Origin of the sequence: Alkalihalobacterium elongatum, from assembly GCF_019024285.1 — a bacterium.
Lineage (GTDB): Bacteria > Bacillota > Bacilli > Bacillales > Bacillaceae_F > Alkalihalobacterium > Alkalihalobacterium elongatum.
In genome coordinates, this window is sequence record NZ_WMKZ01000001.1 from 370,355 (window position 1) to 386,770 (window position 16,416).

Here is a 16,416-nt window from a genome sequence, read left to right on the forward strand (position 1 = left end):
ATTAGCGCAATCGTTTGCACGATATTTTTTATATTTTATTCTCCATCAAACTTTGCTTAGTTTAATTTGTATATTCGTGCTTCATGAGGACGTAGTATTGTATTCTGAAGGTTTTCCTCGTCTGTTACATCAGTATAATTAGCAATAATAAGTTCTACCGTTTGCGCACTGAAATTTACAGGCAGCGAATAGTCCGCTTTGACATCAGCATGATTTAAGATTACTAACCACGTTTCACTTCCATACGTACGTGTATACACGTAAACTTTTTCTTCATCTTGAGAAAGATCTTTATAATCGCCATAAATCATGACAGGATTTTCTTTACGTAATGAGATTAACTTTTGATAGTAAAAAAATACAGAATTAGGGTCTTGCAAAGCTTGCTTTACATTAATTTCTTTATAATTGGGATTAACCTTAATCCATGGTGTGCCTGTAGTAAAGCCAGCTTGTTCTGTATCATCCCACTGGATGGGTGTACGTGAATTATCACGACTTAACAGTAATAAACTTTCGAATACTTCTTCTGGGTCACGACCTTTTTCGACTTCTTCCTTATACTTATTTTTCATCGCAATATCATTATAATCATCAATCGAATCAAAACGAACACCTGTCATTCCTATCTCTTCACCTTGATAAATGTATGGAATTCCTGGAAGTGTATGAATCATTGTAGCTAATAGTTTTGCCGATTCGAGCCGATACTCTTGGTCATTTCCATAACGGGTGACTTGGCGAGTGTGATCGTGATTGTTCAAGAACTGTGAGTTTGTCCCTTTTCCTTTTAATCCCTCATACCAGCGTGTTTGGATTTCTTTAAACCGTTCCATATCCCATGTTGGCATATCATCTGCAACCTCGAAATGGAATAATGTATGTAACTCTTTACGGTCTTCTCCTACATAAAGAAGTCCATCTTCTGGTGTAACGAACGGAATTTCACCAACGGTCATAATATCGTAATGCTGTAGCACTTCTCGATGCATCTCTTGTAAATACTCGTGAATACCTGGGTTATTACCTAAATAGTTAATATTATTTGGATTTTCAACACTCGGAAAACCTTCTAATTTTGCAAGTAAATTAATAACGTCCAATCGAAATCCATCAATACCTTTATCTAACCAGAAGCGCATCATTTTATAGATTTCTTGACGAACCTTTTCGTTTTCCCAGTTTAAATCTGGTTGTTCCACTGCAAACGAGTGCATATAATATTGATTTGTATTTTCATCATACTCCCAAACCGATGGTGTGAAGTAAGATCGCCAATTGTTAGGCTCTTTACCGTCATGAGAGTCCTTCCAAATGTACCAATCACGTTTCGGATTACTTTTAGAAGAGCGAGACTCAATAAACCACGGGTGCTGATTTGAAGTATGATTAACCACAAGATCCATAATTAATTTCATCCCACGCTGATGAATCTCGTGTAAAAGACGTTCCCACGTTTCCATGTTTCCAGCCTTATCCATAATGCTATAGTAGTCTGAAATATCGTAACCGTTATCAAAATCAGGCGACTCATAACAAGGATTTAACCAAATCACATCGACACCGAGCTCTTTAATGTAATCAAGCTTGTCGATTACTCCTTCTAGATCCCCGTATCCATCGCCATTTGTATCATAGAAACTACGCCAATATACTTGATATACGACTGCTTCTTTCCACCACGTCTTACCCATGTCCATATCTCCTTTTTTACCTAATAGTTTTAATATCCAACTATATTAATAAAAATTCTCATAAAAAAGAAGGGTGTCCCAATAGTGCCTAGTTCTCCATTACGTATAAACGTCTAGTAGAAAGTCTTCATTTCTTAAACTTCTTCTTGGATAGAAAATTGCACTTTGTGATGGGACAGCCCCACTTCTATTTACAAGATTGCCTTTTTACTAACCTATGAGGTACAATTACCTTTTTCTCCCCATAGTCAGGGTTGTTAATCTTGCTGATTAAACAATTCGTTGCTTGATAACCTAGATCATAAATATGGATATCAACGGTTGTCATTGTAGGTGACGAAAGTTCTGAAATCATTACATTATTAAAGCTAACGACAGATATATCACTAGGAACATTTACATTCATATCGGCTAGCATTTTCAACACACCAAAGGTCATAATATCATCAACAACAATAAGTGCAGTTGGGCGTTGTTCAAGAGACATTAGCTCAATAACCGCATCTTGTCCACCTTTTTCTAATTCTTCATGGTGAACAATGTATTCGTCTCTAACAGGAATATTTGCATTGATTAGGGCTTGTTTATATCCTTTTAGATGATCAATCGTTACGACATAATCTAAATTTCCACCTATAAACCCAATTTTTTCATGACCTAGCAACATCAAATACTCTGTTACTGTTTTAGCTGCCTTAAAGTTATCATTGTTAACAAAGGTTACTTGATCTTCATCAATATCATAAGGTCTACCAATCAGTACAAACGGAAAGCCTTGTTCAATAAGAAAGGGCATTATTTTATCGTCTACTCGAGAGTAGAGTAGCAGTATTCCATCCACTCGACCCCCATATACCATTTGCTTTACTTCTTCATAAATCTCTTCTTCTGTTTGACCAGTTGATAAATAGAGACCGTATCCTTCTTGGTGCGCTTTCGTACTAATTCCCCGAATAACTTCTGGGAAGAATGGATTTTGAAACGCAATTTTTGCCGAGTTGGGCATAACTACCCCAATGGTTTTTGTACTTTTATTGGCTAAACTTCTTGCGTTTAGATTAGGGTGATAACCTAATTCCTTCATTGCTTCCCTGACACGTTCTTTCGTCTTTTCACTTATACGTGAACTATTTGCAATAACACGAGATACCGTCGACGGTGCTACATTTGCCCGCTTAGCGACATCTTTTATAGTGACCGCCATCGGTATCCACCTCCTCTACAGTGATTTCATCTATATTTTAGCCCTTAGCACTACACAAGACAATCTTTTCCTTTATTGACTGTTATCAATTTTCTAATGAATTTCATTATGAAGTTGTTACAATCCACATGAGTAACGCCGAGTATAAGAATAGACCACCAGCAAGTACTAACAAAATAATAGATAGTATTTTAAATCCTTTAATCACTTGAAATCACCTTCTAATTACTTATTATCCTTTTTCAGCACCGGCCGTTAAACCTTCTACAATATACCGTTGGAACACAAAGAACAAGATCATAAGTGGAAGTGCAATAAGAACTGCACCTGCTGCGAACACAGTAAAGTTGTTATTGGCTTGTCCTGAAACTAATGTAAATAGTCCTTGTGCTAATGTCCAGTTACTGCTTGAACGCAAGATAACCTCTGCCATAATGAAGTCCATACTCGCACCAACAAAGCTATTAAAGGCAACGAATGCGATAATTGGTGTAGCCAGCGGAAGCATAACTTTCAGGAAGATATCCGTATTCGATGCTCCGTCAATACGCGCTGCTTCCATTAAACTGTTTGGAATACCATCGAAGAAACCTTTTACAATCCATGTATTAAACGCGACACTACCTGCAGCTAATACAAGAATATAACCAAGATGAGTATCTAAAAGACCAAACGTTCCTAATAAAGTATAGATCGCAATCATCCCCATGATCGTTGGAAACATCTGAAGAATAATAATCGCCATTAAACCTTGCTTTTTACCTTTAAATTTAAACTTTGAAAAAGCATAACCTGATAAAACTCCGAAAGTCGTTGAAATGACCATATTTGAAAATGCGATAAACATCGTATTTCGATACCAAGTAATATAATCATGTTCAGCAAATAAAGTTTTGTAATGTCCCCAGTTCCATTCTGCTGGGCTTGGGAAGATCCTCGACGTGTGTAGTGAAGATCCAGGGTTCACTGAACCGATAAAGATAAAGTACACAGGGAACAAACAAATAATAACGAGTGAAACTAAAATACTATATACAATAACCATGTTAATTGTCTTTTTTACTCTAGGGTTAAGCATTTATTATACATCCCCTTTCAAGGCTTTGGTATTTCGTAAGTTGAAATACGCAAATCCAGCAATGATCAAGAAGACGACTAAAGCAACGGCAGAAGCAATCGCATATTGCCCATTATCTAATGTCATTTTGAAAATCCATGATAACAAGATATCGGTATGACCAGCATAGTTGTAGTTTGCGTTTGTTGGGCCACCTTCTGTCATGAGATAAATAAAGGTTAACTGGTTAAAGTTAAATGCGAATGTAAAGACCATTAGCGGAGTCGCAGCTACCATAACGATTGGGAATGTTATTTTCCTAAATTGTTGAACGATTGTTGCTCCATCTACTTCAGCTGCTTCATAAAGTTCTTTACTAATTGTTGTTAATACAGCTGTAAACAATGCCATCCAGAACGGAAAGCCTAGCCATAAGTTAGTCAATAATACAGCTACTTTTGCCCACATTGGATCTGATAACCAAGGAATGGGGTTCAAGCCCACAGTTCTTAACATATCGTTAATAACACCAAACTGCCCATTATACATATTTCTAAAAATAAGAATACTTACAAACCCTGGTACAGCCCAAGGAATAATATAGATATTTCTCCAAAACTTACGATATTTAACAATCTTTTGTGATAAAACAACGGCTACAAAAAGGCCTGCAAATACAACTAAAACGGTTGACAAAACTGCCCAAATGATTGTCCAAGAAAAGACTCCGAGGAACGTTCCTCTCCAAGACTCCATTGTAAATAAACGAAGAAATTGTTCGATCCCCACCCAATCTACTAAAGCCCTTGGCGGCAAATAGTTTGGTGAAGAGAAGTTCGTAAAAGCAATTAATGCTGTAAATACTAACGGGAATACAGTTAATAAAAGCATAGCAGTCGCAGTTGGTGCGATTAATATATAAGCGTATCCCGTATCCCATGCGTTACGCATAGATTCCTTAAAATTGTTAATTGGTTGACCTAGTTCACGTAATTTTCCTACAAGGTAAGCATCACGAACACTTAGATAGTAAATAGCTAGGATAACGAGTAATAAAATGACCATCATTAATCCTTCAGCCATTAACAAAATCGAGTGGTCACCTTGCTCGATAATACGCCCTCTTTGTCTAACTTGCGGCTGTTCCCCTAACGTTATTAATCCATGTAAACCGCTAATAATCGGTCTTACTGCGAATATCAATACAATAAGTTCAAATACTGCCCAAGAAATACCTTTCCAATATTGCTTATTATAAATTTGTCCTAGTCCCATAAAGAGAACAGATAGCAAAGCTGCTGTTTTGCTATGACTTTTGTCTTTATGTGACACTTTCATTTCTGATTGATTTGCCATTGATTATTCCCCCTTTAAACGGAATAAGTAAACTGTCAAAAAACTTAATATATTTGCGGGATAAAATGGATAATCAGTGAGGGGGTTAGGGGGATTATACCTTCATACCACACTCACTGATTATTTTAATGACTTTTTTTTTATTGTAATAACGATAAATTGCATTCATCGTTATTACTAGATTAATTATTGTTGTTGCTCGCGAATAGCAGTTTCAATTGTATTTACTGCGCGGTCTAATGCTTCTTGAACATCAACATTACGATTCCAAATTTCTGTGAACGCAGCTTCCATTGGTCCCCAAACAAGTGGCATTTCAGGAATGTTTGGCATTGGAACAGCGTGAGTAGCTTGCTCTAAGAAACCTACAGAAATCGGGTTACTTTGAATATCTTCATGCTCTGTTAAAGCAAAACGCGGCGGTAATGCACCAGTAATTTCGTAAGCAGATAATAAGTTTTCTTCATTTGTAATAAATTTCGCTAATAAAGACGCTGCATCTGGGAATTCAGAATAAGCATTAACATAGAAACCACGAGTTCCAGAGAAAGTTGTTGGGTTTTCACCGTTGCTTAAAACTGGCAGTGGAGCTACGTTAAAGTTAATTCCAGCATCCTCATAACCACGAACAGCCCAAGGACCATTAATGTCGAACGCTAATTCTCCACCTTCAAACAAACCAGTTCTAACGTCATAAGTAATATCTTCTACAGCCATACCAGGATTTAACTCTTTTAATGGCAGTAAGATTTCTTCAGTACCAGCAACAGCACCAGCGTTGTTTAAACCGATGTCTTCTGGGTTCGTACCGTCATCACCAAAAACATAACCACCGTGTCCACCAAGGAAACCATATAAGAAGTATAAGTTAGCAGGCTCCATCATAAAGCCGTATTGTTTACCTTCTGTTAAATCACCAGCCATTTCAAATAGCTCTTCCATTGTTTCAGGTGTTTTTTCTACTAAGTCTGTGTTGTAGTAAAGGGCATATGTTTCAATACCAGATGGATATCCGAATAATTCACCCTCGAATGAAGTAGCTGTGATTGCCGCTTCCATGAAATCTCTACTATATTCTTCAGGCCAGAAGTTTTCTAAAACTAGACCAGCTGAGATTGCACGTCCGATACGGTCATGCGTTGATGCGAATACGTCAGCAGCCATTCCTTGTGGACCATCAGTTGCTAGACGCTCTGGAGCATCTTCTTGGTTCACTTCTTCTACTTGAACTGGCACGCCATATTCAGCTTCAAATCTCTCAGCCATTAATTGTGCCCATTCAAGTTGTTGGTCACCGTCACTCCATAAAAGTAACTCTGCACCTTCTTCAGGAACGATTTCAAAATCCTCTACTGTTTCTTCAGTAGTATCTTCACCGATCCCCGTATCTTCTTGTACTTCTTCATCTGCTGCTCCACCACAAGCTGCAAGCATCATTGTTGACGTTAACAACACAGAAGCAGTTAAAAGTTTTGTCTTTTTTAACATAATCAATTTCCCCTTTTTAAAGAATAATTAATAAATAATAGAACATCCTTTTACTTACAAAACGACTAAGTATTTTACACCTCCTTTAAATGATAAAGGTCATTAAGGGTTGTACACATTTTGACAACACGTGATAGTTATTGGGTACGATACATTTATTTTCTAATACAATGCTATTTTCTATTCGAATTTAATACTAAATTATTCGAGTTCATCTTACTTTGAAGAATAAATGATCACGCCCCAAGGCAACCGCTTGCATTAAGTGTTTTTAAAAAAAGCTTACGCACACAATAGATGTGAAAACGTTTGCACTTTGTTGAATTTATTATACAATCGATTATCTACACTGACAATACTTTTTTACGAAAATATTTTCGTTGTCACCTAAACGACTTATTTTGTTTATTGGTCATAGCTTTAGAGTTAATAACTCTTCTTTTTTTCATTCGTCCAGTCTAGTATAATTACTAGTACTAAAGAGTACCCTTACTCAAGGAGTATTCTTACCTCGAAAGGTGCTTTGCAAGATTCTTAATCGTATATCGTGCTTCATTTAAGCAATCGATTGCACTTTAGTTATGATAAAGTCTATTTTTATCCATAGTTCCCCTTTCTAAAAAGATATATTTAGCAATAATTTCTCTTTCAAAACCAATGTTCCCTTTCCATCCATGCCCATACTACAGGTCGTGCAAGCGCTTGACAACCATGATCATTGTTAGTAAATTTCTTGATGAGTAACGTACCAATAAATTTTGTGCCATATCAAAGGAGAGTGTCACTCATGTTAAAAGCAGCTATTTACCATCGTCCTAAAAATGAATTTGCTTATGCTATAGATGAAAGCACCTTGCATATTCGACTGAAGACAGGCAAAAATGACATACATAAAGTTATTCTAATATACGGTGATCCTTATGATTTTAACGAAGAGGAAAAATGCTGGGTATCCAACAAAAAAGAAATGACATTCAACGGCAGTGATGATTTGCACGATTATTGGCAAGTGGCAATCTCTCCTGAACATCACCGGTTGAGGTATGGATTTTTACTTGAAGGAGATAATGAGTCTCTTTATTATACTGAGAAAGGTTTTTATGAAGAAAAACCAAATGATGCTGGTTATTATTTCTGTTTTCCATTTTTGAATAAAGCTGATGTTTTCTCTCCTCCAGCATGGGTAAATAACACAGTTTGGTACCAAATCTTTCCTGAACGTTTTGCAAACGGAGATCGCATGATTGATCCAAAAGGAACTCTACCATGGGGAAGTACTGAACCTACAACGACGAATTTCTTTGGAGGAGACTTTCAAGGAGTTATTGATCACTTGGATTATTTAGAGGATCTTGGTATCACAGGATTGTATTTCACTCCTATTTTTAAGGCCTATTCCAACCATAAATATGACACGATTGATTATATGGAAATCGATCCACAATTTGGCGATAAAGCAACATTTAAAAAACTCGTTCAAAGATGTCATGAAAAAGGAATACGTGTCATGTTAGATGCTGTATTTAACCATAGCGGGTTTTATTTCCACCCCTTTCAAGATGTATTAAAAAATGGGGGAAATTCCAGTTATAAAGACTGGTTTCACCTACATGGCTTCCCAGTAAAAGCAGAAGAGCCCGCTAATTATGATACATTTGCGTTCGTTCCTTCCATGCCAAAGTTAAACACAGAGAATGAAGAAGTAAGGACCTATTTATTAGAAATTGCTCGTTATTGGATTGAAGAGTTTGATATTGATGGATGGCGTTTAGATGTTGCAAACGAAGTCGATCATTCGTTTTGGAGAGAGTTTCGAACGACTGTTAAACAAGCGAAACCCGACGCCTATATATTAGGTGAAATTTGGCATGATTCTATGCCTTGGCTTCAAGGTGATCAGTTTGATGCCGTTATGAATTATCCACTTACCACTGCAATTACGGAGTATTTTGCAAAAGATAATATGAAAACCTCTCAATTTGCAAATGCAGTCACTGCAGTAAATAATCTTTATCAAGAAACTGTGAACAACGTACAATTTAATTTACTAGGAAGTCATGATACACCAAGGATCCTTACGATTAGTGACAACAACAAAGACAAAGTAAAACTGCAAATGCTTGTTCAGTTTACGATGGCAGGTACCCCATGCATATATTATGGTGATGAGATCGGGATGACAGGTGAGCAGGATCCAGGCTGCAGAAAATGTATGGTGTGGGATGAAAAAGCTCAAGACCAAGATATGTTTACTTTTACTAAAAAACTTATCGAGCTCCGAAAACAACACGACTTATTACGAACCAATCAAAGCTTTCATTTTATCGAGATTTCCGATGATGATGATATTATGATTTATCGAAAAAATGATGAACATCAGGAAATTGTTGTATTTATTAATAACAATTGCAAGAAGAAGGTAGTTTCGATACCTACTCCCTATCAAAATAAACAAGGAAAAAATTTATGGAGTGATCAGAAAGTTACATTGGCTTCTACGCTTCAACTCGACGCCTATGATTTTCAAATCATTTTGTTGTAATTTCATATGAACTTAAGGTGACTCAAAAACAAATGTCACTACGTCTGAAAGGGTGAAATTGCTTATATTAAAAGTAGCTACTTCACCTTATAGGAGGGATCGGCACATTGAGTCACTTTTTCGCATGAGTGTTCTGTTATAGCCTACATGATAAAGGAGGGAATAGAAATGCTTCAAAACGAAAAGCAACAACAACGAAAATTGACCCTCTTCGCTATTACTTGGCCGATCTTCATCGAGATTATGCTTCACATGATTATGGGGAATGCAGATACATTAATGCTCAGCCAATATTTTGATGATGCAGTTGCTGCTGTTGGCGTTTCCAATCAGTTATTAGCTGTTATTATCGTCATGTTTGGGTTTATCGCTACTGGAACTAGTATTCTAGTAGCTCAATACCTAGGAGCAAATGAAGGAGAAAGAGCAAACCGATTTGCTGTTGTTTCTATATTCGCAAATGTTATTTTCGGCCTTGTACTAAGTATTATCCTATTCTGTTTTAGTGAATCGTTATTGCGAATGATGAATTTACCTCCCGAACTAATGGACAATGGCGTAACTTATTTACAAATTGTCGGAGGATTTTCTTTTATCCAAGCATTAATTATGACAATTGGTGCTATTATCCGTAGTCACGGCTTTACTAAAGATGCAATGTATGTAACGATCGGGATGAACATCTTAAATATTATTGGAAACTACGTATTTATTTTTGGGGCTTTTGGATTTCCAGAGCTAGGGGTTACAGGAGTTGCCCTCGTTACGGTCGCAAGTCGCTCACTTGGCGTCATTGTATTACTTGCTCTTCTTTATAGACGAGTAAATGGAAACCTTCCTTTTTCTTTTTTACGATCTTTTCCAAAGTACGAAATTAAATCTTTATTGAAAATCGGGATCCCATCTGCAGGAGAGCACCTTGCCTATAATACTTCACAAGTTGTTATTGTTTATTTTATTGCATCCATTGGAACAGAGGCATTGACAACCAAAGTGTACACACAAAATATCATGATGTTTATACTGTTATTTTCAGTAGCTATCGGTCAGGGTACACAAATATTAATTGGTCATCAGGTGGGGGCTAATAAACTGGAAGATGCCTATCAACGATGCATTCGCAGCTTAAAGATAGGGGTCGCGGTTTCTACATGTATGGCCATCATTTTTTACCTTCTTAGCGACTTTATTTTTTCAATCTTTACGTCAAATGAGGAAATAATAAGGGTTGGGAGTATACTATTATTATTAACTATTATACTAGAGCCAGGGCGAGCATTTAATCTCATCGTTATTAATGCGTTGAGAGCAGCTGGAGATGTGAGATTTCCAGTTTATATGGGAATTATCTCCATGTGGGGAATCGCTGTTACAGTCTCCTATACTCTAGGAATCTACTTTGGGTTAGGTTTAATAGGAATTTGGATTGCCTTTATACTCGATGAATGGTTGCGCGGCCTTTTCATGTTGTGGCGTTGGCGCGGTCGAAAATGGCAGCAGATGTCATTTGTTAAAAAAGTTGAACAAAAAGAACATGTGTAAAAAATAGGATGACTCATAAGTCTTAAGCGCCTCACCTTAAATGGTAAGGCATAACTTATGAGTCAATTTTATTTTCTTGATATCTCTGTAAGCTTTTTTAGCCTGGTAAATAATAACCTTCAGCTTCTAGTAATATGATGAATAGTAGGAGGAGGTTTCAATGGAAGCATTAGCCTTTCTATTTTCACTATTTCTATTAAGTATCGATGGATTTATTATTGGATTTATCTTTGGACTAAAGAAAATACGTATTGAATTATTAACATTAACAGTGATTTCAATTTTTACAGCACTTGTTATGCTCGTAGCATTGTTCTTTGGTAATGTAGCTGGAGAATTTATTCCAACATATGCTATCAAAGTATTATCTGGGGTATTGCTGATATCTATCGGAGCCTATCAATTAATGAGCGCCCCCCCTATTTATCAACCTTCGTTTTTGATACGTCTAGCTATCATTATTAACATTGACGGTCTCGCCTACGGGGTACAAGCAGGGTTAGCTGGACGTTCTTATAGTTTTGCTTTTTTTGTAGGAGTCTTTCTATTCATCGCGATTGTCTTTGGTGTGGTGCAAGGTAATACGATAAAAAATCCATTGATTTTGCGATATATCGCCATATTGCCAGGGGTAATTTTTATAGTGTTAGGATTAAGTAAATTTATATTTTAGCTTCTCTATATTTATACAGTCGCTTCCAATGATAGACCTTTATCCAACGCCTAAATATCCCATTTATTTCGAGAAACTAAGTTCTTGCTTTTTTAAGTCAATGGTCATAAAATGATCTTAAAAATGTCTAAACTTGGGATCGAGGAATTACATTGGAACAACAACTAAAAGAACATCAACTGGGAATACTATTTGCCATTGGTGCTTATGTACTCTGGGGAATTCTCCCGCTTTATTGGAAGTTACTTGACGCCATACCCGCACATGAAGTTTTGGCCCACCGGATTGTATGGTGTGTAGTTTTTATGTTTATCATTTTATTAGTCTTAGGAAAGTTTAAAAGCTTCATAGAAGAAGCTCGGGGAATTCTCACTCATCCAAAACAGTTAATTAGTATTATTTTAGCATCAATAATAATAAGTATTAACTGGTATTTATTCATTTGGTCTGTTAATAATGATCGTGTCATCGAGGTGAGCCTTGGTTATTATATTAATCCAATCGTAACGGTAATTCTCGGTGTACTTGTTCTCAAGGAGAAGTTATCTTTTTGGCAAATGGTAGCGGTAGTCCTTGCCTTTGTTGGAGTATTACATATGACCATACAATTTGGAAGTATTCCATGGGCTGCCTTAACGTTAGCCATTAGTTTTGCGGTCTATGGATTATGTAAAAAAATAGCCAATGTTGGAGCGATGACAGGTTTAACGATTGAAACATTGTTAATCACCCCATTTGCGTTGATTTTCCTCCTAAGTTTAAGTCGAACTGATGCAAGTTCATTTACAACTGATGGTTTAACTGTGATGTTCCTTCTCATTGGAGCTGGAGTTGCGACAGCTATACCGCTATTGTTATTTGCAGGTGGTGCTAGGAGAATATCTTTATCATTAATAGGTTTTTTCCAGTATATAGGGCCAACTATCATGCTTATTATTGGTATCTTATTATTTAACGAACCTTTTACACTGGCACATCTAAGTTCCTTTTTATTTATTTGGACAGGACTTCTGATCTTTTCATTTGGTAAAACAAAGTTGTTTATTAAACTTGAACCGAAGTTTCTACACAAAAAGAAATCGTTTCAAGGCTAAAAAATCACAAGTACCGCTATGGACATTAGCGGTGCTTGTTTTTTTAGTGTATGTACTGTACTTATGAAACTTCCTTACTTTTATATATCATATCAATATGTGGAATCTCATCTTCTAAGTACACTTCCGAGATCGTCTTAAATCCGAATGACCCATAAAACTGTTCAAGATATTGTTGCGCCTGAATTTTAATTTCACCTTCATTTAAATTGTTTTCAATAAAGTCGATCGCCTGCTTTAGCATTTCCTTAGCTAGTCCAGTTCCCCTGTACTCTTTTTTTACAATAACTCGCCCAATCGAACATTCCTTATACTTCAATTGACTTGGAAGGATCCTTAAGTACGCAACAACATCACCAGCTACTTCTTTAAATAAATGATGCGATGAAAGATCATAACCATCTACTTCTTCATATGGACAATTTTGCTCAACGACAAAAACATTGGTTCTTTGTTTTAAAATATTATATACTTCTAGGTTGGTTAGTTGTTCAAAGGTTTTTAACTTCCACTCCATTTTTACACCCCCTTTCTCAAAGATATTTCTTGCCTCTATGCTATGGGCATTTTACCATGGGTAAGCCTGGTCGTCACGCTATTAGCGAACGGTCCAAATGCAATGAAGTTTTAAAAAAAGCTATTAATGCATTATTTCATTAAAACATTCCTATCCATTAAATCCGCTCCCCTTGAGTCATATCTATACAAAACAATATTGAATTTAGATCACTTTATCATCAATTTCATGATTTGGGACAGAATAACAAATATATCTTTGATTTTAGGAGCGATTACGTTGTCGGATATCCCTCTAGGCTTATTATTATTTCTTGTTATTCTTCTATTTTTATCCGCCTTCTTTTCCTCTGCGGAAACAGCATATTCGAGTGCAAATAAAATTCGAATTAAAAGCTATGCTGATGAAAACCGTTCTGGAGGACAAAAGGCATATTTTATTTCGCAGCATTTCGACCATGCATTATCAACGATTTTAATTGGGAATAACTTAGTGAATATTGCGGCTGCTACGATTTCCGCTCAAATTGCAACTACCTTGTTTGGTGCTAATACGGGACTAGTCGTAAGTACAGTCGTGATGACAATTCTCGTCCTTATATTCGGAGAAGTACTGCCGAAATCATTTGCCAAAGAAAATGCGGAACCATTTGCTTTAAAGATTGCTGGCATTTTAACTTTTCTTATGAAATTGTTTAAACCATTAACTTGGATACTTGTCCAATTAAAAGAAAGGATTTCTGCTTTAGTTACGAAGCAAGAGCTAACCCCTTCTATAACAGAGCAGGAATTAAAAGAAATGGTAACAATTAGTGAAGAAGAGGGTGTCATTGAAAATCACGAAAAAGAGTTACTTCATAACTCGTTAGATTTTAACGATATTAGAGTCGTCGAAATATTAACGCCAAGGACCGATGTTTTTGCTATAGATGTTGAAATGCCCGTAGATGAAGTAACCGCTTTATTATTTGAGGAGCGTTATTCAAGGATTCCAGTTTATGAAGGCAACATTGATAATATAATTGGGATTTTATCTGAACGTGACTTTTTGTCTCACTTAATTAAACATAAAGATGTAAATATTCGAGAGATTGTTCGTAAACCGATGTTTGTAATTGAAACATTAACAGTTTCAACCCTTTTACCAATCCTACAAAAGAACCGTGTCCATATGGCAGTTGTGATCGATGAATTTGGAGGTACTTCTGGGATTATTACGTTAGAAGATATTTTAGAAGAACTTGTCGGTGAAATCTGGGACGAACATGATGATAAAGTACGGGGTGTGGACCAATTAGAAGAAAACCTCTATGAATTTTATGGTGATTTTGATTTAGATGATTTTGCACGACTTGCTAAAATCGAACTCCCTGATAGTACAAATCATACATTAGGAGGTTGGCTTGTTGAGCTCTTCCAAAAAGTACCTACCGACGGTGAACAGCTCGAATACGAACATTTAACGATAACCGTTGTTGAAGCAGAAGAACGCAGAATTATTAAAGTAAAGGTTGAAATAAACCAAACAGTTTAAACAGGGTGCCAGGCACCTTTACTCTATTAGTGTGGTAAAGGTGCCTGGCACCTCTTCTTTCTTCTTTCTTCTTTCTTCTTTCTTCTTTTCGTTTTTCTTTCCTCGTTTTTTCACGAATGCCTATGGGCTGACATACATTATTCCATGATAATTTGCTAGACGATCACCTTCTAAGAAAGGAGTCATAATATCATGGAGTTAACCGCAGCTCATTGGATGTATCTCATAGGTACGTGCATCATTATTGTGACGATGCTTTTTAGACAAAACGTAGTAGTTCCCGCACTATTAATGACCTTTTTCGTTGGCTGGATCTATAGTGGGTCATTTCTAATGGGGGTCCAATCAATATTCAATGCCAGTTTAACAGCAGCAGCAGAGCTCTTTAATATATTCCTTATTATCGCAATTATGACAGCACTTCTTCATGCTTTAAAAGCGCTAGGATCCGATGAACAAATGATTATCCCGTTTCAAAAAGTAATGAAAAACGGACATCTTTCCTTTTGGATTCTCGTATTTGTTACCTATGCACTGTCATTATTTTTCTGGCCTGCTCCAGCGGTTCCACTCATTGGTGCCCTTCTTATACCCGTGGCAATTCGGGCAGGGCTACCGCCAATTGGAGCTGCCATCGCCATATCTTTAGCTGGTCATGGAATGGCTTTGTCATCTGACTTTGTTATTCGAGTTGCACCAGGGCTAACCGCTTCATCCGCTGGATTAGATGTAGCAGCAATAACCGATAAAACATTTATTCTCTCACTAATTACGGGAGCAGTCGCGCTCTCAATTGCTTACTTTATGATTCGTAAGTCAATTGTTAAACCATCGAAAGAAAATCTTATAAAATGGGAACAAAATGATGAGGAAGATCAAGCACAAGATCAAGCAATAAGTCCCCCTAAGCAAACTACATCCCAAACCAATAAATATAGCTTTTTGTTTGCTCTTATCGTTCCACTCACCTTTTTAGCTATTATTATCTATGTTGTGCTTGCTACATTTTCAAATGCTGTTCCGTCAATCGAAAGTGGGGCCGGGGCGTCACTTATTGGTGGAATTGCCGTTATCCTCATTATTGGTGCATCATTTGCTAAAAATTTAAAAACTTCCTTGAGAAATGTTGCCGATCATATAACAAAAGGCTTTATGTTTGCTTTTAAAGTAATGGGTGTTGTCATCCCAATAGCAGGCTTTTTCTTTATTGGTAGTGGAGATTTTGCAGCGAAAATCTTTCGATTAGAGGACCCTGATCAAGCGCCAGCCTTTTTGTTTGATTTAGTTCAAGCAGGCCAACACGCTATACCTGAAAATGCCTTCATTACAGGCTTCGGTGTACTTCTACTTGGTATGATATCAGGGTTAGACGGCTCAGGGTTTTCGGCCTTACCATTAATTGGTTCTTTATCAGATGCCTTAAGTCAAAGTATCGAGGTCGATGGAACGACACTTGCCTCAATTGGTCAAATGGGTGCTATTTGGGTAGGTGGAGGAACGTTAATAGCGTGGTCACCAATTATTGCTATTGCAGGCTTTGCTAAAATCCCTGTAATGGACCTAGTTCGTAAAAGCTTTATTCCAGTAATTCTCGGTCTAACTGTTTCAACAATTGTAGCATTACTGTTCTTATAAGCTTCTAGATTAAGAGGGTGACTTTGATAAGTGCCATCATACCCCACTATTGGAAAGTTTGAGAAGCATAATTATAAAGTC

Annotated in this window: 12 protein-coding genes; 6 read left to right on the forward strand and 6 right to left on the reverse strand. The window is 36.7% G+C overall.

All coding sequences use genetic code 11. The features are described 5' to 3' along the window. Nucleotides 1-56: 56 nt before the first annotated feature. The 5 genes from GKP30_RS01950 to GKP30_RS01970 form a co-directional block, all read right to left on the reverse strand. Nucleotides 57-1,694 carry a glycoside hydrolase family 13 protein gene (locus GKP30_RS01950; RefSeq protein ID WP_216827700.1) on the reverse strand — a complete coding sequence of 546 codons (1,638 nt, stop codon included), beginning with the start codon at nt 1,692-1,694 and terminating at the stop codon, nt 57-59. A 187-nt stretch (nt 1,695-1,881) separates the two neighbouring features. Further along, nucleotides 1,882-2,898: a LacI family DNA-binding transcriptional regulator gene (locus GKP30_RS01955; RefSeq protein WP_216827701.1), complete on the reverse strand. Its 1,017-nt coding sequence runs from the start codon at nt 2,896-2,898 to the stop codon at nt 1,882-1,884. A gap of 232 nt (nt 2,899-3,130) precedes the next feature. Further along, the gene (locus GKP30_RS01960; RefSeq protein ID WP_216827702.1) at nt 3,131-3,976 is read right to left on the reverse strand and encodes a sugar ABC transporter permease; all 846 of its coding nucleotides are present in this window, start codon (nt 3,974-3,976) and stop codon (nt 3,131-3,133) included. A 3-nt stretch (nt 3,977-3,979) separates the two neighbouring features. Further along, a complete protein-coding gene (locus GKP30_RS01965) occupies nt 3,980-5,311 on the reverse strand; it encodes a carbohydrate ABC transporter permease (protein ID WP_236034839.1) in 1,332 nt (443 codons plus the stop codon). A gap of 186 nt (nt 5,312-5,497) precedes the next feature. Continuing rightward, on the reverse strand, nt 5,498-6,799 hold the full coding sequence (locus tag GKP30_RS01970) for a sugar ABC transporter substrate-binding protein (protein WP_216827703.1): 1,302 nt from the start codon (nt 6,797-6,799) through the stop codon (nt 5,498-5,500). Nucleotides 6,800-7,586: 787 nt separating this feature from the next. Here GKP30_RS01970 and GKP30_RS01975 point away from each other — a divergent pair. From GKP30_RS01975 to rarD, 4 genes are all read left to right on the forward strand, one after another. Next, on the forward strand, nt 7,587-9,341 hold the full coding sequence (locus GKP30_RS01975; protein ID WP_216827704.1) for a glycoside hydrolase family 13 protein: 1,755 nt from the start codon (nt 7,587-7,589) through the stop codon (nt 9,339-9,341). Between the two features lie 168 nt (nt 9,342-9,509). Beyond that, complete coding sequence (locus GKP30_RS01980; protein WP_216827705.1) at nt 9,510-10,883, forward strand: MATE family efflux transporter; 1,374 nt, start codon at nt 9,510-9,512, stop codon at nt 10,881-10,883. Between the two features lie 160 nt (nt 10,884-11,043). Further along, nucleotides 11,044-11,556 (forward strand): manganese efflux pump, encoded by a 513-nt coding sequence (locus tag GKP30_RS01985; RefSeq protein ID WP_216827706.1) that lies wholly within the window; start codon nt 11,044-11,046, stop codon nt 11,554-11,556. A gap of 152 nt (nt 11,557-11,708) precedes the next feature. After that, entirely contained in the window at nt 11,709-12,650 is a 942-nt protein-coding gene (gene rarD, locus GKP30_RS01990; RefSeq protein WP_216827707.1) for an EamA family transporter RarD, read from the forward strand. A gap of 61 nt (nt 12,651-12,711) precedes the next feature. Here rarD and GKP30_RS01995 read toward each other — a convergent pair whose 3' ends face one another. Beyond that, nucleotides 12,712-13,167: a GNAT family N-acetyltransferase gene (locus GKP30_RS01995; protein ID WP_216827708.1), complete on the reverse strand. Its 456-nt coding sequence runs from the start codon at nt 13,165-13,167 to the stop codon at nt 12,712-12,714. A 279-nt stretch (nt 13,168-13,446) separates the two neighbouring features. On the opposite strand from GKP30_RS01995, the gene GKP30_RS02000 reads away from it, so the two are divergent. After that, nucleotides 13,447-14,700 (forward strand): hemolysin family protein, encoded by a 1,254-nt coding sequence (locus GKP30_RS02000; protein WP_216827709.1) that lies wholly within the window; start codon nt 13,447-13,449, stop codon nt 14,698-14,700. 192 nt (nt 14,701-14,892) lie between these two features. Beyond that, on the forward strand, nt 14,893-16,335 hold the full coding sequence (locus tag GKP30_RS02005) for a hypothetical protein (RefSeq protein ID WP_216827710.1): 1,443 nt from the start codon (nt 14,893-14,895) through the stop codon (nt 16,333-16,335). The last annotated feature ends 81 nt before the right edge of the window (nt 16,336-16,416 follow it).